Origin of the sequence: Streptomyces sp. NPDC127595, assembly GCF_042671685.1 — a bacterium.
Classification (GTDB): Bacteria; Actinomycetota; Actinomycetes; order Streptomycetales; family Streptomycetaceae; genus Streptomyces.
Map to the genome: position 1 here is coordinate 53,038 of NZ_JBHXWK010000021.1, position 19,878 is coordinate 72,915.

Consider the following 19,878-nt stretch of genomic DNA (forward strand, 5'->3'; position numbering starts at 1 on the left):
GCTGTGTTGGGGTCGAGATGGGGGGGGGTAACACCGGGTCCAAGCCCGGGGGGGGCCCCCCCCCCCCCCCCCCCCCCGGGGGGGGGGGGGGGGGCCCCCCCCCCCCCCGCGCCTCTGTCCGCGTGCGTGTTCGCGTGCGTGTTCCTGTGCGGTGCGGGTCCCCCGGCCGCGCACTCGGCCGGTTGTACGGAGCCGTTTCCGGCCGCGTTACGTGTCCGCTGCCCGCCGTGTGTCCGCCGCGGCTTCCGTCAGAAGCCGTAGCCCATCCGGCGTGAGAGCTCGGCCGCGGAGGCGACCGTGCGCTTGGCGAGATCCGGCAGCCGGTCCGAGTCCAGCCGGTACACCGGCCCCGAGGTGCTGATCGCGCCGATGACCTTGCCGTCGTGGGCGCGCACCGGGGCGGCCACCGCGGCGAGGCCCAGCTCCAGCTCTTCCAGCGCGTAGGCGTAGCCCTGCTCGACGACCGCCTCCAGTTCGGAGCGCAGTGCGGCGGTGCCGGTGATGGTGCGCTCGGTGAAACGCCGCAGCGGGCGGGCTAGCAGGCCCTCGCGCAGCGTGGGCGGAAGGTGTGCGAGGAGGACCTTTCCGCTGGAGGTGGCGTGCAGGGGGGTGCGTCTGCCCAGCCAGTTCTGGGCGGTGACGGAGGCGGCGCCACGGGCCTGCATGATGTTGACCGCCGCGTCGTCGTCGAGGACCGCGATGTTGACGGTCTCGCCCAGTTCGTCGGCCAGTTCGCGGCAGACCGGCACGCCCTCCTGGGAGATGTCCAGCCGCACCGCCGCCGCTCCCGCGAGGCGCAGTACGGCGGCGCCCAGGTAGTACTTCCCGCGGTCCTTGGCCTGCGCCACCAGACCGCGGTTCTCCAGGACGCCGAGCAGCCGGAAGGCGGTGGACTTGTGCACCTCCAGCTCGTCGGCGATCTCGGTGACACCCGCCTCGCCGAGCCGCGCGAGGATCTCCAGCACGCTCACGGCCCGGTCCACCGACTGGACCGCGCTGCCCGCCCCTCTGCCCTGCTTCTCCGCCGTCGCTCCGTTGGCGTCGTTCCCCTCGTTCGGCTCAGCCTGCTTCTGAGTGCGGGTCATAGCTCAACTCTCACCACCTGGCGGCCCTGTTTGGGCCGCATCTGCGGGAAGCCCTTGACGTGACGGGACTCCCGCACGGATTCTGTTGCGCATAGCGCTCCCTCATGCGCCATACGAAACATCATGTTACCGAAGCGTCCGGAACCGGCCAGGGCTCGAAGGCGAGCACCTCAAGCTCGGTCAACCGGACTGCCTGGACCTGAGCGGTCGGACAATCTGTCCGGACCGAGAGGGGGGCCCATGATTCCCGTCTGCCGCCTCGAAGACCTCCCCGTTGGCGAATCCGTCCGTATCGACGCCACGCCGCCCATCGCCGTGTTCAACGCCGACGGCGAGCTGTACGCCATCGACGACACCTGCACCCACCAGGACGCCTCCCTCTCCGAGGGCTGGCTGGAGGGCTGTCTGGTCGAATGCCCGCTGCACGCCGCCTCATTCGATCTCCGCACGGGGCAACCGACGTGCCTGCCCGCACGCCGCCCCGTCCGCACCCACCGCGTCAGCGTCGACGACGGCGTCATCCACGTCCATCTGGCCGCGGAGGAGGGCACCGCCGCATGACGTATGAGACCACTGCCGACGACGAGCGGGTTGCTTTTACGGGGCACCGGCTCTCGCGGCGTACCGCGAGTGAATCCGGCGTTGTGCCCGGCCTGCCCGGCGAACCCGTCGTGCTCCTCGTCCCCGCAGTCGCCGCCGTCCCCGTCGTACGGGTCCGGAGGCGCACCTCATGAGGACCGTGACCGTCGTCGGTGCCTCCCTCGCCGGGGTGTACGCCGCCCGCGAACTGCGGGCCCAAGGTTTCGACGGACGGCTGGTGATCGTGGGGGACGAGCCCCACCGACCGTACGACCGCCCGCCCCTGTCCAAGGACTTCCTCACCGGCCGCGCCGACGAGGACCAACTCGCCCTCACCGACGACGAGGAGAGTGCGGAACTCGACGCCGAGTGGCTCCTCGGCGTACGTGCCCGCGGCCTCGACGCCCGCGGTCGCACCGTCCTCCTCGACGACGGCCGTACCGTCTCCACCGACGGCGTGGTCATCGCCACCGGCGCCTCGGCCCGCCGCCTCCCGGGCGACGACCTCGCCGGAGTCCACACCCTGCGCACCCTCGACGACGCCCGTGCCCTGCGTGACGAGCTCACCCGGGGCCCGCTCCACGTCGTCGTCATCGGCGGCGGTTTCATCGGCGCCGAGACCGCCTCCTCGTGCGCAGCCCTGAGCCACGACGTCACGGTCGTCGAGGCTGCGCCGCTGCCCCTCGTCCCCCAACTCGGCCCCGACATGGCCGCCGTGTGTGCCGCGCTGCACCGCCGAGGCGGCGTCGACCTCATCGCCGGCACCGGTGTCGCCGGTTTGCTGGGGAGCGGCGCCGCGCGTGCACACGGGGACCGCGCCGCGCGTGCACACGGGGACCGCGCCGCGACGCACGGGGACCGCACCACGGCCTCGCACGATGGCCGCGCCACGACGCGGGCTGACCGCACCATGGCCTCACACGCCGACCGCACCACGCCCTCGCACGATGGCCGCGCTGCCGGACCGGAGGCCGCCGATAACCGCGCGCCGCGGCGTACCGTCACCGGTGTGCGGCTCACCGACGGCCGGACCCTCCCCGCGGACGTCGTGATCGTCGGCATCGGCGCCACCCCCAACACCAGCTGGCTCGCGGGTTCCACGCTTGCCCTGCACGACGGCGTGCTGTGCGACGACGGGTGCGTGACCGGACTTCCCCAGGTGGTCGCCGTCGGAGACGTCGCCCGCGTCGGCGGAACCCGAGCCGAGCACTGGACCTCGGCCACCGAGCAACCCCGGGTCGCCGTACGCAACTTGCTCGCCGGTCGCACCGTGGACACCGTGCGACCCCTGCCCTACTTCTGGTCCGATCAGTACGGCGCACGCATCCAGTTCGCGGGCCGGCGGCACGAGGCCGACACCGTCCGCATCGCCGAGGGCGCCATCGAGGACGGCGCACCGGCGGAGGGCGGCTTCCTGGCCCTCTACGAACGCGAGGGTCGTACGACAGCCGTCCTCTCCGTCGACCGCCCACGTCCGTTCATGCGGGCGCGTCGTGAACTCGCCCGCAGCGCAGGTCCGGTGGAGCCGGCGCCGCTGTGACGCCCTGACCCTTCAGCGGGCTTGGCGGGGCGGTCGGTGGCGGTGTCGCCGGTCCGCCCAGCGGGCGGGCCTGGACGTAGGGCGGCGCATGGGGGCGCGATCCTCAGGTGCCTCAGGTGCCTCAGGTGCCTCAGGTGCCTCAGGTGCCTCAGGTGCCACCGGGTCACTGGTGGCACCTGAGGATGCCTAGGAGTGCGACAGCTGACTGGCCGCGCTCTGGCGGCGTATCCGCTCCTGGGCGCGCTCGTCCGTCCGTGCCTGGCGTCGGGCCCTGCGCCGCTCGCGCCGCAATGCCCGTGCCGTGCTGCTCGGTACCGACACCACTCCGTTGCGCTGGTTCCACACCTGTCGTGTCACCCAGACATCGAGGGCGGCCCAGGTGGCCACCACAGTGCTGGCAACACTGCTGAGGACCATCGGGAAGGCCAGCCAGGATCCCGCGAGCGTGGACAGGAAGGCCACCATGGCCTGTATCAGGGTCACGGAGACGATGAGCAGCGCCCGCACGGCCGCCGTACGCACCGGGTCGGGCAACCGGCGCCTGCGCGCGGGCTCCTCGACCCACAACGGCCGGTAGTGCACGCGCTCTTCCTCTTCGTACTCCTCCTCCGTCTCCTCCGCCGCGAGCCCCCGCGCTTCCGGGAACCCGGGCGCTCCCGCCGCGAAGCCCTGCCTTTCGGCGGGGCCGGGGGCCTGCTCCTGTCCTCGCGTCGGGCCGCGCCCGCCCGCGCTCCCGCCCAGCGCCTCCGTGTGGTTGCGCCCTTCCGCGGTCACGTCGGGTCCGTCCGCATCGCTGCGCGCAGCCACGGCAACGCCCTGCCCGTCCACGATGTACCCGCCCGTCGGTCCGTGTCGCTCGTCCAACCGATCGTGCCCGTATGCCCGAGTGTCGCGATCCGGTGCCTGCGTGGCTCGTTGTGCCGCCTCGGGCTCCGCAACGCTGATCCCCGGCGCTCCGCTCCGCTCCGCCGTGCCCATCAACTCGTCACTCCCCACCGCCCAGCAGACCTGTCGCACCGGTGTCAGACGACTCCGGCTCCCCTTTGGCTGCCCGGCTTGCGCTGTATTACGCCGCCTGGGCGCGGCATGCGGCTCCTGTGGCCGATTCCGCCCCCGTCTCCCGTATAGAAAGACGAACAACGGGCCTCGAAGATTCCCAAGGAGCGAAGAAATCCGGCCAACTGACGGAGTTCACCGCTCCGATGTGGTCCGGCGCCCTTGCCGGATTCCGGGAGGCAATCTCCCTCAATGAACGGACAACTCCCCATGTTCCGTTCCCCAAATGGGACGTCTGCTCCCGGACGGGTCTTCGAGTTCCTGGTGGGTCGGTAGTAGGCTCACGCCGTTTGTTGACGCACATGTGTACCCCCGGGCCGGAGGGGGTTGAGCTGGGGGAGGCCATGCGCTTTCGCGGGAAGTCGATCCGCCGGAAGATCGTGGCGCTGCTCCTGGTGCCGCTGGTGTCCCTGACGGCCATCTGGGCGTTCGCGACGGTACTCACCGGGCGCGAGGCCAACAACCTCTTCAACATGTCGGACGTGGTGGAGAAGATCGGCTACCCCACCGAGGACGCTGTCCGCGTCCTTCAGCAGGAGCGCCGCCAGACTCTCGTCTATCTGGCAGATCCCCGCGCCTCCGACGCCCTCGCGGCGCTCAAACGCAGCCGCACCGCCACCGACGACGCCGTGGCGAAGGTCCGTGAGAACGCCAAGGACGAGGACGTGCGCGAGTACATGGGGGAGATCCCCTCCGAGCGCCTCAACACCATCCTGGACGCGTTCGACGGAATCGACTCGCTGCGCCAGAGCGTCGAGGAGGGCACGGTCAACCGGGCCCAGTCCCTGGACCTCTACAACCGTCTGGTCGACCCCTGCTATGTCCTGATGACCAACATCCACCTGCTCAACAACGTGGAGATGGACAAGCAGGGCCGCGCGCTGGTCAACCTCGCCAGGGCCCGTGAGTTCCTCTCCCGCGAGGACGCCCTCCTGGGCTCCGCGCTGGTCGCCGGCCGCATCACCAAGGACGAGATCCGTGACGCGTCCGATCTCATGGCCCAGCGCGCACTGATGTACGAGATGAGCCTGCCGCTGCTGCCCTCCGCGGACCGCGAGCGCTTCGAGCGCTACTGGAAGAACGCCGACACCGCCCCTCTGCGGGTGGCCGAGCAGGCTGTTGTCACCTCCGAGGCCGACTCACCCAGCGGCGTCACCGCGAAGAACTGGGACACCGCGGCCGGGCATGTCCTCGAAGAACTGGGCACGCTCAACGACCAGGCGGCCGACCGCTACCAGGACCGGGTCCAGCCGGTCGTGATCGGCGTCATCCTGAAGGCGGTCATCGCGGGCGTCCTCGGGCTCATGGCCCTGCTGTTCTCGCTCTTCATGTCCGTACGCATCGGCCGCGGCCTCATACGCGACCTGAGCCGGCTGCGCGTCGAGGCCCACGAGGCGTCCGGCGTCCGGTTGCCGAGTGTCATGCGCCGCCTGTCCGCGGGCGAAGTGGTCGACGTCGAGACCGAGGTTCCGCGCCTGGAGTACGACCGGAACGAGATCGGCGAGGTCGGCCAGGCCCTCAACACCCTTCAGCGCGCCGCCGTCGAGGCCGCCGTCAAACAGTCCGAACTGCGCGACGGCGTCTCCGAGGTCTTCGTCAACCTCGCCCGCCGCAGCCAGGTCCTGCTCCACAAGCAGCTCACCCTGCTGGACACCATGGAGCGCAGGACCGACGACACCGACGAACTCGCGGACCTGTTCCGCCTCGACCACCTGACGACCCGGATGCGCCGCCATGCCGAGGGCCTGGTCATCCTCTCCGGGGCCGCCCCGTCCCGGCAGTGGCGCAAGCCGGTCCAGCTCATGGACATCGTCCGCGCCGCCGTCGCCGAGGTCGAGGACTACGAGCGCATCGAGGTACGCCGCCTGCCGCGGGTCGCCGCCACCGGGCCGGCCGTCGCCGACCTCACGCACCTTGTCGCCGAACTCCTCGAGAACGCCACGGTGTTCTCGCCTCCGCACACGGCCGTGCACGTTCACGGTGAGCGCGTCGCCAACGGCTTCACTCTGGAGATCCACGACCGCGGCCTGGGTATGGCGGCCGAGGCGCTCCTCGACGCCAATCTGCGGCTCGCCGAAACCCCGGAGTTCGAGCTGTCCGACACCGACCGCCTCGGGCTCTTCGTGGTCAGCCGGCTCGCGCAGCGGCAGAACGTCCGCGTCTCCCTCCAGCCGTCCCCGTACGGCGGTACCACCGCGGTCGTCTTCATCCCCGACGCGCTGCTCACGGAGGAGGTCCCGGACACCAACGGCGTCGGCTTCCGCCTCGACCGTGTGCTGCCCACGCGGGAGGGCGAGGTCGAAGCGGATCGCAAGGCCGCGTTCTCCCAGACGCCGGTCCAGATCCCAGGTCTGCCCGCCTCGATTCTTGACGGACCCGTCGAGCTGGAAGCACCGGTCGACCTCGACACCCTGAGCGGCTTCCCCGGCGCCCTCGGCGACGACGAAGGCGAACGCGGCGGTCTGTTCAGGCCGCGGCGCTCGATCACCGGTGTTTCGGACGACCAGCACCACGAGACCCGTGACAGCCGGGACGAGCTCTCCCGGTCCGGCGACGACGGCCAGCCGGACGGGGCTGTCCCGCTGCCCCGACGCAGGGCGCCGAAGCTGGTCAGCTCGCACGGCCGACCGGTGACCCAGACGCGGTCCCGCCGCGGCGGGACGGACGAGGGGCCCGCGGAGGACTTCGATCCGGCAGCCGGTCCCGAGCCCACGGAGGGGCCCGAGCAGGGGGAACGGCGTGGCCTGGCGGAGACCGACGCCATGCAGCCGCTCGCGGCCAGATGGCGCGGCGCGCGCGCCGAGACCCTGGCACGGCGCGGGGACGAGAACCTCGAGACCCCGGAGAGGGACGGAGCCGATTTCTCGGACTCCATCGGTCTCAGAAGGGCCCTCGGACGGCGCGAGTCCTCCGGCCTCCGACAGGCTCCTGAGCTTCGGGGTGCCGACGAGCAGGGAGAGGCCCCTGCCCTTCCCCAACGCAGTCGCCGCACCGCCTCGTCGCCCGGCGCGGGCGAGACCAATCCGCGCCCCGCGGCCCCGACGGCGGCAGTGGAATCGGCAGCGGGCCCGCTACCCCGCCGCGTCCGCCAGGCCAATCTGGCCCCGCAACTGAAGAACGACCTCGAGCGAAGCAGCGAGCGGGACAAGCGCGGGGCCGGCAACGGCGCGGACCCCGCCGAACGCGACGCCGACGAGGTACGCAGCCGGATGGCCTCGCTCCAGCGCGGCTGGCAGCGTGGCCGCGAGGAGAATGCCGCGGGCGACGAGCCCCACGACGGCACAGCACCAGGAACGACAGAGGGGGACGGTTGATGACCGCACCGAAGGCGACAGGGCCCACCGCGATCAGCAAGGTGTCGGGGGAGCTGAACTGGCTCCTCGACGACCTGGTGGACCGCGTCGCCAGCATCCGCCAGGCGGTCGTGCTCTCCGGCGACGGCCTGCCCATAGGCGTGTCCAAGGACCTGTCCCGGGAGGACAGCGAGCACCTGGCCGCCGTCGCCTCCGGCTTCCACAGCCTTGCCAAGGGCGTGGGCCGTCATTTCGAGGCGGGCAGTGTCCGCCAGACGGTCGTGGAACTGGACGAGGCCTTCCTGTTCGTCACGGCGGCGGGCGACGGGAGCTGCCTGGCCGTCCTGTCGGACGCCGACTCGGACGTCGGGCAGGTCGCCTACGAAATGACACTCCTGGTCAAGCGGGTCGGCGTACATCTGACCGCCGCTCCACGCACCGATCCGCCCTCCGGCGGGTAGTGGGACGACATGAGTGTGAGCGTGAGCGGAGACAGCCAGGGCAGACCCCGCTGGTTCGACGACGAGGCCGGACCGGTGGTCCGGCCGTACGCCATGACACGCGGCCGCACCACCAGTACGGCCCAACACCGCCTCGACCTGATCGCGGTGGTCGTGGCGGAGTCGTACGCCGACGACCCCGAGGCGGACCAGTCGCTGTCCCCGGAGCATGTGGACATCGTCGAACTCTGCCGCGACGCACCGCAGTCGGTCGCCGAACTCGCCGCCGAACTCGACCTTCCCGTCGGCGTGGTCCGGGTCCTCATCGGGGACCTCGTGGACGAGGAAATGGTCCACGTGAGCCGTCCGGTACCCCCCGCCGAGCTGCCGGACGAGAGTATTCTGCGCGACGTGATCAACGGCCTCCGGGCGCTCTGAGCAGGGCGGAAGCGGGGAACAGACGTGACAGGCTGGCAGTTCTGGGTCGACCGGGGCGGTACCTTCACCGACGTCGTCGCGCGACGTCCGGACGGCAGCCTGCTCATGCATAAACTGCTGTCCGAGAACCCGGCCAAGTACGCCGACGCCGCGGTCGCGGGCGTGCGGGCGCTCCTCGAAGAGGGCGCGGAGATCGACGCCGTGCGCATGGGCACCACCGTCGCCACCAACGCCCTGCTCGAGCGCAGAGGCGAGCGAACCCTCCTGGTCATCACCCGCGGCTTCCGCGACGCCCTGCGCATCGCCTACCAGAACCGCCCCCACATCTTCGCCCGCGCGATCGAAATGCCCGAACTGCTGTACGAGCGTGTCGTCGAGGTCGACGAGCGGATCGCCGCCGACGGCGCCGTGCTGCGCGCCCCCGACCTGGAAGCCCTGGCCGGCCCCCTCCAGGAGGCGTACGACTCCGGAATCCGCGCCGTCGCCGTCGTCTGCATGCACAGCCACCTCCACCCGGCCCACGAAGAGGCCGTCGGCGAACTGGCGGCCCGTACCGGCTTCCCGCAGATCTCGCTCTCCAGCGAGGTCAGCCCGCTGATGAAGCTCGTCCCGCGCGGAGACACCGCCGTGGTCGACGCCTACCTGTCGCCCGTACTGCGCCGCTACGTCGAGCACGTCGCCGACGAACTCCGGGGCGTGCGGCTGATGTTCATGCAGTCCAACGGCGGTCTGACCGAAGCCGGCCAGTTCCGCGGCAAGGACGCCATCCTGTCCGGTCCGGCGGGCGGCATCGTCGGCATGGCCCGGATGTCGCAGCTCGCCGGCTTCGACCGCGTCATCGGCTTCGACATGGGCGGCACCTCCACCGACGTCTCGCACTTCGCCGGAGAGTACGAGCGGGTCTTCACCACCCGGATCGCCGGGGTCCGGCTGCGCTCGCCGATGCTGGACATCCACACCGTCGCCGCGGGCGGCGGCTCGCTGCTCCACTTCGACGGCTCCCGCTACCGCGTGGGCCCTGACTCGGCGGGCGCCGAACCCGGACCCGCCTGCTACCGCGGCGGCGGCCCGCTGACCGTCACCGACGCCAATGTCGCCCTCGGGCGCATCCAACCGGCCCATTTCCCCAGGGTGTTCGGTCCGGGCGGCGATCAGCCGCTCGACGACGCGCTGGTCCGCGACCGCTTCGCGGCCCTCGCCCGGGAGATCCGGGAGCGGACCGGCGACGACCGTACCCCCGAGCAGGTCGCCGAGGGCTACCTCCAGATCGCCGTGGCCAATATCGCCAACGCCGTCAAGCGGATCTCGGTCCAGAAGGGCCATGACGTCACCCGGTACGCGCTGACCACCTTCGGCGGCGCGGGCGGCCAGCACGCGTGCATGGTCGCGGACTCGCTCGGCATCCGCACCGTCCTTGTGCCGCCCATGGCCGGTGTGCTGTCCGCCCTCGGAATCGGACTCGCCGATACGACTGCCATGCGCGAACAGTCCGTCGAGGTGCCCCTGGACGCCTCCGCGATGCCCGGCGTCCTGAAGACCGCGGACGACCTGGAAGGCGCCGCCCGAGCCGAACTCCTCGCCGAGGACGTGCCCGAGGACCGCATCCGGGTCACCCGCCGCGCCCAACTCCGCTACGACGGCACGGACACGGCACTCACCGTCGAACTCACCCAGCCCGACACCATGACCCACGCCTTCGAAGAACGCCATCGCGCCACCTACTCCTTCATCCTCGACCGTCCGGTCGTCGTCGAAGCCCTCTCCGTGGAAGCCACCGGTCTCACCGAACCCCCCGATCTCTCCGCCCTCGCCGTCTTCGAGAACCGCTCCGCCGCACCGGAGACGGCCGCACTCCATACCGGCGGCGCCCGCCGCGACGTACCCCTCCTCCGTCGAGAGGAACTGCCTCCCGGTCACACGGTCACCGGACCCGCGATCATCACCGAGGCCGGCTCGACGACCGTCGTCGACGACGGCTGGCAGGCCGCGACGACCGACGACGGGCATCTGGTCATGGAACGCGCGGCGATTACGCAGAGTTCCGATCTCGGCACGGAAGCGGACCCCGTCCTCCTTGAGGTCTTCAACAACCTCTTCATGTCCATCGCGGAGCAAATGGGCGCCCGCCTGGAGTCCACCGCCCAGTCGGTCAACATCAAGGAGCGCCTGGATTTCTCGTGCGCCCTCTTCGACCCCGACGGCAGCCTGGTCGCCAACGCCCCCCATATTCCGGTGCACTTGGGCTCGATGGGCACCAGCGTCAAGGAGGTCATCCGGCGACGCGGAGACGGGATGCGCCCCGGGGACACCTACGCGGTCAACGATCCGTACCACGGCGGCACCCACCTCCCCGACGTCACCGTGATCACCCCCGTCTTCGACACGGAGAGTGAACGGATCCTCTTCTACGTCGCCTCGCGCGGCCACCACGCCGAGATCGGTGGCATCGCCCCGGGCTCCATGCCCGCCAACAGCCGCACCATCGACGAGGAGGGCATCCTCTTCGACAACTGGCTGCTCGCCGAGAACGGCCGGTTCCGCGAGACCGAGACCCTCACCCTGCTCACCCGGGCGCCCTACCCGTCGCGCAACCCGAAGACCAACCTCGCCGACCTGCGCGCCCAGATCGCCGCGAATCAGAAGGGTGTCGACGAAGTCGCCCGCATGATCGACAACTTCGGCCTCGATGTCGTACAGGCGTACATGAAGCACGTCCAGGACAACGCCGAAGAAGCGGTACGCCGCGTCATCGACACCCTGGAAGGCGGCGAGTTCACATACGAGACCGACTCCGGGGCCGTCATCCGGGTCCGCGTCTCCGTAGACCGTGAAAAACGCTCCGCCACTGTCGACTTCACCGGTACGTCCCCGCAGCTCACCACGAACTTCAACGCGCCCTTCGCGGTGGTCAACGCGGCTGTCCTGTACGTCTTCCGCACCCTGGTGGACGACGACATCCCGCTCAACGACGGCTGCCTGCGCCCCCTCGACATCGTGGTGCCCCCGGGCTCGATGCTCGCGCCCGAGCCCCCGGCCGCCGTCGTCGCGGGGAACGTCGAGACGTCCCAGGCGATCACCGGAGCCCTGTACGGAGCACTGGGCGTGCAGGCCGAGGGATCAGGCACCATGAACAACGTCACCTTCGGCAACGAGCGGTACCAGTACTACGAGACCGTGGCCTCCGGGTCCGGCGCGGGCGACGGCTTCCCCGGCGCGTCCGTCGTCCAGACCCATATGACCAACTCGCGGCTCACCGACCCAGAGGTCCTTGAGTGGCGACTGCCGGTACAGCTCGACGAGTTCGCCGTCCGCCGTGGAAGCGGCGGCGCGGGGCGCTGGAGCGGCGGGGACGGCGCCGTGCGCCGTATCCGCTTCCGGGAGCCCATGACCGTGTCCACGCTCTCCCAGCACCGCAGGGTGCCGCCCTACGGCATGGCGGGCGGCAAACCCGGGGCGCTCGGTGCCAACCGGGTGGAGCGCGCGGACGGCACGGTCACCGAACTCGGCGGAAGTGATGCGGCCGACGTCGGCCCCGACGACGTACTCGTCATCGAAACCCCCGGCGGCGGAGGCTACGGCCCACCGTCGCACGACCCCCATCAAGCAGGAGAAGAGATCGATGATCTTCGGGCGTTCTGAGCGCGGCAAGCCTCCGGTCGAGCCCGTCACGCTCAAGATCCTCGTGGCCGGCGGATTCGGCGTGGGCAAGACGACCCTCGTCGGCGCGGTCAGCGAGATCAAACCACTGCGCACCGAGGAGGTGCTCACCGAGGCCGGCCGTCCCGTCGACGACACCAGGGGCGTGGAGGGCAAGCACACCACCACCGTCGCCATGGACTTCGGCCGCATCACCCTCCGCGAGGATCTGGTGCTGTACCTCTTCGGAACCCCCGGGCAGGACCGCTTCTGGTTCCTGTGGGACGAGCTCGCAACCGGCTCGCTGGGCGCCGTCGTGCTCGCCGACACCCGCCGCCTGGAGGACTGCTTCGCCGCCGTCGACTACTTCGAGCGGCGGTCCATACCCTTCGTCGTCGGTGTCAACTGCTTCGAGGACGCCGCCCGCTACCCTGCCGAAACCGTCCGTCAGGCCCTCGATCTCGACCCCGACGTGCCCGTCGTCCTCTGCGACGCGCGGGACCGCGACTCGGCCAAGGAGGTCCTCATCGGCGTCGTCGAGCACGCGCTGGCGTCGGCGTCCGGACAGCGCCAACCCGTCACGACGACCTGACGTACGGCACTCGCTTTCCGCCGCCTGCGCGCGAGTACGGCCCGTACCCCCGCCGACCGGGGTACGGGCCGTGGTCATGGACGCGCGTGGCTCGTGCGAAAGGCACGCGCGCGTGGACCCCTGTTTCAGCTCAGGCCCTCCTCGTGCCAGCCGAAGCTCTTCTCCACCGCTTTGCGCCAGTTGTGGTACTCGCGGTCACGCACGGAGGGTTCCATGGCCGGAGTCCACTCGACGTCCTTCTGCCAGTGCGACTTGAGCTCGTCGAGGTCGTTCCAGACGCCGGTGGCGAGACCGGCCGCGTACGCGGCGCCCAGACAGGTCGTCTCGGAGACCTTCGGTCGGATCACCGGCACCCCGAGGACGTCCGCCTGGTGTTGCATCAGCAGATTGTTCTTGGTCATGCCGCCGTCCACCTTCAGCGTGGTGATCTGCACCCCGGAGTCCTGGTACATGGCGTCGACCACCTCACGCGTCTGCCAGCTGGTCGCCTCCAGAACAGCGCGGGCCAGGTGCGCCTTCGTGACGAACCGCGTCAGCCCGGTGACCACCCCGCGCGCGTCGGAACGCCAGTAGGGCGCGAACAGACCGGAGAACGCGGGCACGATGTACGCGCCGCCGTTGTCGTCGACGCTCGCCGCCAGCGTCTCGATCTCGTCGGCGTGACGGATGATGCCGAGCTGGTCGCGGAACCACTGCACCAGGGCGCCGGTGATCGCGATCGACCCTTCGAGGCAGTAGACCGGCGCCTCGGTGCCGATCTTGTACCCCATGGTGGTCAGCAGCCCGTTCTTCGAAGGAACGGGCCGGTTCCCCGTGTTGAGCAACAGGAAACTGCCCGTGCCGTACGTGTTCTTCGCGGTGCCCACGTCGTAGCAGGCCTGCCCGAACACCGCCGCCTGCTGGTCGCCGAGCGCCGACGCGACCGGGACGCCCGCGAGTTGGCCCACAGCGGGGCCGTATACCTCAGCGGAGGACCTGATCTCCGGGAGGATCGCCTCGGGGACGTTCATAGCGGAGAGGATGGACTGGTCCCACTGGAGCGTTTCCAGGTTCATGAGCATGGTGCGTCCGGCGTTGGTCACGTCGGTGACGTGCCGCCCGCCGTCCGTGCCGCCCGTCAGGTTCCAGATCAGCCAGGAGTCGATGGTGCCGAAGGCGATCTCACCGCGCTCGGCACGCGCGCGCAGGCCCGGCACGTTGTCGAGGAGCCAGGCAGCCTTGGGCCCGGAGAAGTAGCTGGCCAGCGGCAGTCCGGTCTGCTCGCGGAAGCGGTCCTGCCCGTCTGAGCCGCCCAGTTCGTTGCAGAGGGCGGAAGTACGGGTGTCCTGCCAGACGATCGCGTTGTGCACGGGCTTTCCGGTGGCGCGGTCCCAGAGGACCGTCGTCTCACGCTGGTTGGTGATCCCGAGCGCGCTCAACTGCTCCGCGCGCAGCCCGGCCTTGGCGATCGCACCGGCGACCACTGCCTGCACCTTCGACCAGATCTCGGTGGCGTCGTGTTCCACCCAGCCCGGCTTGGGAAAGATCTGGCGGTGTTCGCGCTGATCGACGGCGACGATCGCGCCGCCGTGGTCGAAGATGATGCAGCGGCTCGATGTGGTGCCCTGGTCGATTGCGGCGACGTACTTCTCGGCATGGTCCGTCATGACGTCCCCTTCGTCAGAAGGCTGCGTTGGAGAGCTGCGTTAGAACGCTGCGACGTAGATCAGGGCACCGACGACGGCGCCCGCGATCGGGCCGACCACCGGAATCCAGGAGTAACTCCACTCCGAGGTGCCCTTGTTGGGTATCGGCAGCAGCGCGTGCGTGAGTCGCGGCCCCAGGTCGCGGGCCGGGTTGATGGCGTATCCCGTGGGGCCGCCGAGCGAAAGGCCGATCCCGACGACGAGGAGGGCGATGAGCAGGACGGGCAGGCCCGCGTCCCCGATGCCCGCCACGTGCTTGTCGCCGCCGACCATGGCCAGAATGGGCAGCATCAGGGCGACGGTGGCGATGAACTCGGTGATCAGGTTCTGCACGGGATTGTTGATCTCGGGCCGGGTCGAGAAGATCCCCAGCGTCTCGATGGACTCGCTCTCCTCGGCGTTGAGGTTGAACTGGCCCAGGTACAGCAGCCAGCACAGCACGGCCCCGACGATGGCTCCGGCGAACTGCCCAAGAACATAGAAGGGCACGTCCTCCCACTTCGTGGTGCCCTCGATCGCGAATCCGATCGTCACCGCCGGGTTGATCTGCCCGCCCGACAGCGGCGCCGCGGTGTACGCGCCGGCGAGGACGCCGAAGCCCCATCCGAAGGCGATGACAACCCAGCCCGCTCCCCGGGCCTTGGACTTGCTGAGCGTGACCGCGGCGCACACTCCTGCGCCGAACAGGATCAGAATGGCGGTGCCGATCAACTCGCCGACAAAGATGTCTGCGTTGCTCATGGCGGCTCCTAGGCCTGGCCTGGAGCAATCGGCTCCGGGCCACCGTGCAGGATGCGTTTCCCACGTTTCCCATGGCTACTTCAGCCGAGGGCAGGAAGGTCCCGCTCCCCGCCCGGCGTCCGTGACGAGCGTGCCGTGGCAGCGGAATCGCCCATGGGGATGGCCCTTTGGTGCAGGTCGGAAACCCGAGCGGCGCGGTGCGTGAAGACGCCCGAATGCGGCGATACCGACTGACACCCGGAAGTGTTCACCGGCGCCCAGAGGGCGTCAAGGTCGCGGACAGCAACGGTTGGTGGGGCGCTGCGGGGTGGCAGCACGGCGGTCGCTCCTGACCGAAATGGCGTGCTGCAGCCGGTCGGCGTTCGCATCGATCTAAGCGCCGTCGGACAGGCGCCGGCTGCCGTCCCCCACGCCCCCAGGAGGCCGACTTACGGCCGCTGCAGTTTCTGCAGATCGGCAGTGGGGCACCGGCAGGCCGGCCGGCGAACCACCAACCGGTCCGTCCATCAGCTGCTCAGCCGGTCACTCCCGGACCGTCCCGCCCACCAGAATCCGTCCTCCGTCGGCGCCGCACCGGCCCCACGACGGATCTCGTGCCCCGCCAGCCCTGCGCGCCCCAGCACCCAACTCGCCCCGTTGAGGGCCTTCGCGGCCTGCTTGAGGGGCGCCAGGCAGGCGGCAGCCTGTCGATGGTCGGTCACGCTGCCGGGTGCGCACAGAACCGTGGCCAGTGACAGCGTGACGGTCCGTCCGCCCGCCGTCCAGGGGGTGTCGAGCACCGAGGCGGCCAGCGGATCGAGAGTGTCAGGGTCCGCGAGGACCAGGAAGTCGTCCCCGCCGATGTGCCCCACCCGAGTCGCTCCGGACGCCGCGCGCTGGAGCGCCTGCCCGACAGCCCGGATCAGATCGTCACCCGCCGCGAACCCGGCCCCGTCGTTGACCTGTTTGAAGTGATCGACGTCCAGCCAGCTCAGCGCGAACATCCGGCCGTCCGCGATCCGCCGGTCCACCTCCCCGGTGATCGCGTCCGAACCGGGCAGCCGTGTCAGCGGATTGAGCCCCGCCGCCTCCTCGACCCGGCTCTCGGACAACGCCCGTACGAGATCGGCCAGTCGTACGACACCCACACACCTCCCGGACCGGTCGACGACCGCGACATCGTCGGACGTCCGGTCCCGGTCCCCGTCCGCCACCACGTCGAGGACCTCCCACGCGGTGGCGTCGACCCCGACCGTACGCGGCGGATCGCCGAGCTTGGCGGCCGGCCTGTCGGCGTACAGCGCGTGCCCGTAGCGCCCCGACATGGACAGCAGGAACCGCGACCGGTGCACCGACCGGACCGGGACCCCCGAGGTGTCCACGAGCAGCACCCCGGACACGTCGGACGATCCGGTGAGCAGCGCCCGCACCTGCCCCGCGGACGCCGTGGCGGGCAGCAGCGCGGCGGGCCGCACGAACTGCCGTACGGACGGCCCCGACCGGGGGGTCTCGGTGACACCGGGGGAGAGCGCCGGAACGTATACGTCTGCCGCGGGGAGCCGCGCGGGGGGCGCGAACAGGTCACCCTGAGCCAGTTGCGCGCCCGCCGCCACCGCCGCGGCGCACTGCAGTTCGGTCTCCACCCCTTCGACGGACAGCAGCGCGCCCAGCTCTTCGCACAGCGTCCGCATCGCCCGCACCGCCGCTGGTCGCGCGAGCAGGGACACATCGAGCTTCATCAGCTCGGGCGCGAGGTCCGTGAGCAGCCGCAGGGGTACGTCGCCGTCGCCCACCCCGTCCGCGCAGATCCGGAAGCCCTCGTCCCGCAAGGCGGCTACCGCGTCCAGCAGGGCGTGCTGCGGCACGTGCGTGTACGGCGGTCCGACATCGACCGTCACTTCCCACGGCAGCCGCCCGGCCTCGCGCACGGCGTCGCGCAGGGCCGAGAGGCCGCCGAGATCGGCCAGCGTCCCGGCGAACACGTTGACGTGCAGGGGCAGGAGAGTCTTTTTGCGGGCGGCCGCCCGGATCGCGAACGCGGCCAGCCGGCCGTCGAGTTCGGGGTCGCGGCGGGCCTGGGCCAGGATGTCACCGGCTTCCGGGCGGGCGAGTATCTCCAGAGCGGCAACCCCTCCGGTCGTCAGATTGACGACCGGCTGAAAGGCGAAGCGGAGCGTATCCGACCAGGAGGGCACGGGAGAATAATCGCGCCCGTGGCGTGCGCCCAGGCGCGATTCACGAGCTGTTCACGCAGGAATTCCAGCTCGTCACAGTGGGTACGTGCGGCTGCCGGGATCACCGCACGGCGACGACCGATGAACCGTGTCCGAACAGCCCCTGATTCGCGCTGATCCCCACCCGGGCCCCCGCGACCTGCCGGTCGCCGGCGGTGCCCCGCAACTGCCATGTCAGCTCGCACACCTGGGCGATGGCCTGTGCCGGAACCGCCTCCCCGAACGAGGCCAGGCCGCCACTCACGTTCACCGGTATGCGCCCGCCCAGCGCCGTGGCGCCTTCCCGCAGCAGTTTGGCCGCCCCGCCCTCCGCGCACAGCCCCAGATCTTCGTACCACTGCAACTCCAGTGCCGTGGAGAGGTCGTACACCTCGGCAAGGGAGAGATCCTCGGGACCGATGCCCGCCTCCTCGTACGCCGCCCGTGCGACGGACGCACGAAAGGTGTCGGCCGAGGGCTCCACCGCGATCGCGGAGTCCGTGGCGATGTCCGGCAGGTCGAGCACGGTGCTGGGGTAGCGCGGCGTCACCGTGGACACCGCTCGGATCCGCACGGGGTCCGCGGCACCGTGTCGTCGTGCGAAGGCCATGCTGGACAGTACGACGGCCGCGCCTCCGTCGGAGGTGGCGCAGATGTCGAGCAGCCGCAGTGGATCGGCGACGACCGCAGAACCGGCGACCTCCTCGGCGGTGACCCTCTTCCTGTATCTCGCGTTCGGATTCAGTGCCCCCAGGGCGGCGTTTTTCACCTTGACCTGCGCGAAGTCCTCGAGAGTGTCCCCGTAAACGGCCATCCGCCGCCGCGCGTACAACCCGAAGTACGTCGGATTCGTCGCCCCCAGGACGCGGAACCGCAGCCAGTCCGGATCGTCCTGTCTGTCGCCGTTCGCCGGGCGGAAGAACCCTTTGGGCGCCGCGTCCGCCCCCACCACGAGCACGATATCCGCGAGACCCGAAAGTATCTGCGCCCGCGCCGTATTGAGAGCCTGCGCTCCCGACGCACACGCCGCGTACACACTCGCGACCCGCGCCCCCTGCCAGCCGAGCGCCTTCGCGAACGTCGCCCCCGCCACGTACCCCGGATACCCGCCGCGCACGGTGTCCGCACCCACGATCGAGCCGACATCCCGCCAGTCCACATCGGCGTCCGCGAGCGCCGCGCGCGCCGCCACGACCCCGTACTCGACGAAGCCGCGGCCCCACTTGCCCCAGGGGTGCATACCCACGCCGAGCACCGCCACCTCACCGCTCATACCGTGACCCCCGTACGCCTTACGCCTCTCACCGCGCCACCACCGTCGGCCGCCAGTGCCACGTCGTCCAGGTCGTCTCCTCGTCCTCGTTCAGCACACCGGGGACGACCTCGACCTCGATGCCCACCGCCAGATCGGCGACGGTGATCCCGGGAACCGCCTGACCGAGCACGATGATTCGCTCGCGCTCCAGCTCCACAGCGATCAACGCGTAGGGTTCCCACGAGAGTTCCGGATCGCTCACATACGGTGACGGTGGCCGGTACCGGCTGTCTGTGTAGGACCAGACACGGCCGCGCCGCGACAAGGGCACCTCGGACAGTTCACCATCGCCCGAGCAGCCCGGGTTTCGGCAGCTGGTGTCCTCGCGGGGGAAGAAGACCGAGGAGCATGCTGAGCAACGCGTACCGAGAAGACGGAAGTCGTCGCCGTCCCCGGAGAACCATCCGGCGACCACAGGTGTGCGTGAACGCGACAAGACCCCTCCATGACGCTGGATCTGACGGAACGTCAGAAGTGTGCCACGGGCAACGGAAATTGGGCAGGGCGCGGAGGAGAACCACAGAGGCCTCCACGGCGTCGGGGTATCCGTAGGGGCGGGCGGAGCCCACGGGGGTGGCTCCGGCCGCCCCTCGCTGCCTGCCACGCACGAAGTGTCGCCCCAACGCCCCTCCGTCCGACCGGGGTTCGCGGCCAGGCAACCGGGCGCTGAAGATGTCGCTCAAGTGATCGGATACAGTCCGCGGCGTGTCCGCAACCCCTTCCCCGCACCCGCCCGCCGACTTCGCGCCGGACTCCCACTGTTCGAGCTGCGGAGCGCCCTACGGAGGGGGCGTCTCCGGCTGGCCCCGCACCTGCCGCGTCTGCTCCACCGTGGCCTACCGCAATCCGCTGCCGGTCGCGGTGGCCCTCCAACCCGTGTACGACGCCCAAGGCACCTCCCTGGTCGTGATCACCCGGACCATCGACCCCGCGCGCGGGGGCACCGCCCTGCCCGGAGGGTTCATCGACCGCAGTGAGGACTGGCGGCACGCCGTCGTCAGAGAGCTGAGGGAGGAGACGGGCATCGACGTGGCGAGCCGGGAGGTACGGCTCGCCGACGCGATGAGTTCCCCCGCCGGGCACCTGCTGCTCTTCGGGCTCCTCCCCGAACGCCCGGCCGCCGAACTCCCGCCGCCCGCCGCCACCGACGAGACAGCGGGCTGGCACCTGCTGCGCCGGCCGGCCGAACTCGCCTTCCCACTGCACACCTTGGCGGTGCACGGATGGTTCGAGGGGCGGTACATCTGAGGCGCCCCGCCTGAAGGTGTGCGGGGGCGCTCAGCGAG

Annotated in this window: 16 protein-coding genes; 9 read left to right on the forward strand and 7 right to left on the reverse strand. The window is 70.5% G+C overall.

All coding sequences use genetic code 11. The features are described from left to right. Positions 1–248: 248 nt before the first annotated feature. Positions 249–1,085, reverse strand: coding sequence for an IclR family transcriptional regulator (locus tag ACFVKT_RS39065; RefSeq protein WP_385741376.1), 837 nt, complete (start codon positions 1,083–1,085; stop codon positions 249–251). 240 nt (positions 1,086–1,325) lie between these two features. Between ACFVKT_RS39065 and ACFVKT_RS39070 the strand changes: the two genes are divergently transcribed. The 3 genes from ACFVKT_RS39070 to ACFVKT_RS39080 are packed head-to-tail and all read left to right on the forward strand — an operon-like array spanning position 1,326 to position 3,204. After that, positions 1,326–1,646 (forward strand): bifunctional 3-phenylpropionate/cinnamic acid dioxygenase ferredoxin subunit, encoded by a 321-nt coding sequence (locus tag ACFVKT_RS39070; RefSeq protein WP_385741379.1) that lies wholly within the window; start codon positions 1,326–1,328, stop codon positions 1,644–1,646. After that, complete coding sequence (locus ACFVKT_RS39075) at positions 1,643–1,819, forward strand: hypothetical protein (RefSeq protein ID WP_385741382.1); 177 nt, start codon at positions 1,643–1,645, stop codon at positions 1,817–1,819. Before ACFVKT_RS39070 ends, ACFVKT_RS39075 begins: the two co-directional genes overlap by 4 nt. After that, the gene (locus ACFVKT_RS39080) at positions 1,816–3,204 is read left to right on the forward strand and encodes an NAD(P)/FAD-dependent oxidoreductase (RefSeq protein WP_385741385.1); all 1,389 of its coding nucleotides are present in this window, start codon (positions 1,816–1,818) and stop codon (positions 3,202–3,204) included. The genes ACFVKT_RS39075 and ACFVKT_RS39080 overlap by 4 nt, the downstream gene beginning before the upstream one ends. 186 nt (positions 3,205–3,390) lie before the next feature. Here ACFVKT_RS39080 and ACFVKT_RS39085 read toward each other — a convergent pair whose 3' ends face one another. Continuing rightward, positions 3,391–3,945 (reverse strand): hypothetical protein, encoded by a 555-nt coding sequence (locus tag ACFVKT_RS39085; protein WP_385741432.1) that lies wholly within the window; start codon positions 3,943–3,945, stop codon positions 3,391–3,393. Between the two features lie 659 nt (positions 3,946–4,604). Between ACFVKT_RS39085 and ACFVKT_RS39090 the strand changes: the two genes are divergently transcribed. Genes ACFVKT_RS39090 through ACFVKT_RS39110 form a run of 5 tightly spaced genes read left to right on the forward strand, consistent with a single transcriptional unit; the run spans position 4,605 to position 12,659 of the window. Beyond that, the gene (locus ACFVKT_RS39090; RefSeq protein WP_385741388.1) at positions 4,605–7,574 is read left to right on the forward strand and encodes a nitrate- and nitrite sensing domain-containing protein; all 2,970 of its coding nucleotides are present in this window, start codon (positions 4,605–4,607) and stop codon (positions 7,572–7,574) included. Further along, a complete protein-coding gene (locus tag ACFVKT_RS39095; RefSeq protein ID WP_385741391.1) occupies positions 7,574–8,014 on the forward strand; it encodes a roadblock/LC7 domain-containing protein in 441 nt (146 codons plus the stop codon). Before ACFVKT_RS39090 ends, ACFVKT_RS39095 begins: the two co-directional genes overlap by 1 nt. A 21-nt stretch (positions 8,015–8,035) precedes the next feature. After that, entirely contained in the window at positions 8,036–8,431 is a 396-nt protein-coding gene (locus ACFVKT_RS39100; protein ID WP_385741394.1) for a DUF742 domain-containing protein, read from the forward strand. 24 nt (positions 8,432–8,455) lie between these two features. Then, positions 8,456–12,070, forward strand: a complete 3,615-nt coding sequence (locus ACFVKT_RS39105; protein ID WP_385741397.1) for a hydantoinase B/oxoprolinase family protein — start codon at positions 8,456–8,458, stop codon at positions 12,068–12,070. Further along, positions 12,051–12,659 carry an ATP/GTP-binding protein gene (locus ACFVKT_RS39110; protein ID WP_385741400.1) on the forward strand — a complete coding sequence of 203 codons (609 nt, stop codon included), beginning with the start codon at positions 12,051–12,053 and terminating at the stop codon, positions 12,657–12,659. The genes ACFVKT_RS39105 and ACFVKT_RS39110 overlap by 20 nt, the downstream gene beginning before the upstream one ends. A gap of 125 nt (positions 12,660–12,784) precedes the next feature. Here ACFVKT_RS39110 and glpK read toward each other — a convergent pair whose 3' ends face one another. The 5 genes from glpK to ACFVKT_RS39135 form a co-directional block, all read right to left on the reverse strand. Further along, complete coding sequence (glpK, locus tag ACFVKT_RS39115; RefSeq protein ID WP_385741403.1) at positions 12,785–14,305, reverse strand: glycerol kinase GlpK; 1,521 nt, start codon at positions 14,303–14,305, stop codon at positions 12,785–12,787. Positions 14,306–14,344: 39 nt separating this feature from the next. Continuing rightward, the gene (locus ACFVKT_RS39120; protein ID WP_385741406.1) at positions 14,345–15,085 is read right to left on the reverse strand and encodes an MIP/aquaporin family protein; all 741 of its coding nucleotides are present in this window, start codon (positions 15,083–15,085) and stop codon (positions 14,345–14,347) included. A 506-nt stretch (positions 15,086–15,591) separates the two neighbouring features. Continuing rightward, a complete protein-coding gene (locus ACFVKT_RS39125) occupies positions 15,592–17,259 on the reverse strand; it encodes an EAL domain-containing protein (RefSeq protein WP_385741409.1) in 1,668 nt (555 codons plus the stop codon). A 100-nt stretch (positions 17,260–17,359) separates the two neighbouring features. After that, positions 17,360–18,550: a lipid-transfer protein gene (locus ACFVKT_RS39130; RefSeq protein ID WP_385741412.1), complete on the reverse strand. Its 1,191-nt coding sequence runs from the start codon at positions 18,548–18,550 to the stop codon at positions 17,360–17,362. A gap of 28 nt (positions 18,551–18,578) precedes the next feature. Beyond that, on the reverse strand, positions 18,579–19,007 hold the full coding sequence (locus tag ACFVKT_RS39135) for a Zn-ribbon domain-containing OB-fold protein (protein ID WP_385741434.1): 429 nt from the start codon (positions 19,005–19,007) through the stop codon (positions 18,579–18,581). 290 nt (positions 19,008–19,297) lie between these two features. Between ACFVKT_RS39135 and ACFVKT_RS39140 the strand changes: the two genes are divergently transcribed. Then, positions 19,298–19,840, forward strand: a complete 543-nt coding sequence (locus ACFVKT_RS39140; protein ID WP_385741415.1) for an NUDIX domain-containing protein — start codon at positions 19,298–19,300, stop codon at positions 19,838–19,840. The last annotated feature ends 38 nt before the right edge of the window (positions 19,841–19,878 follow it).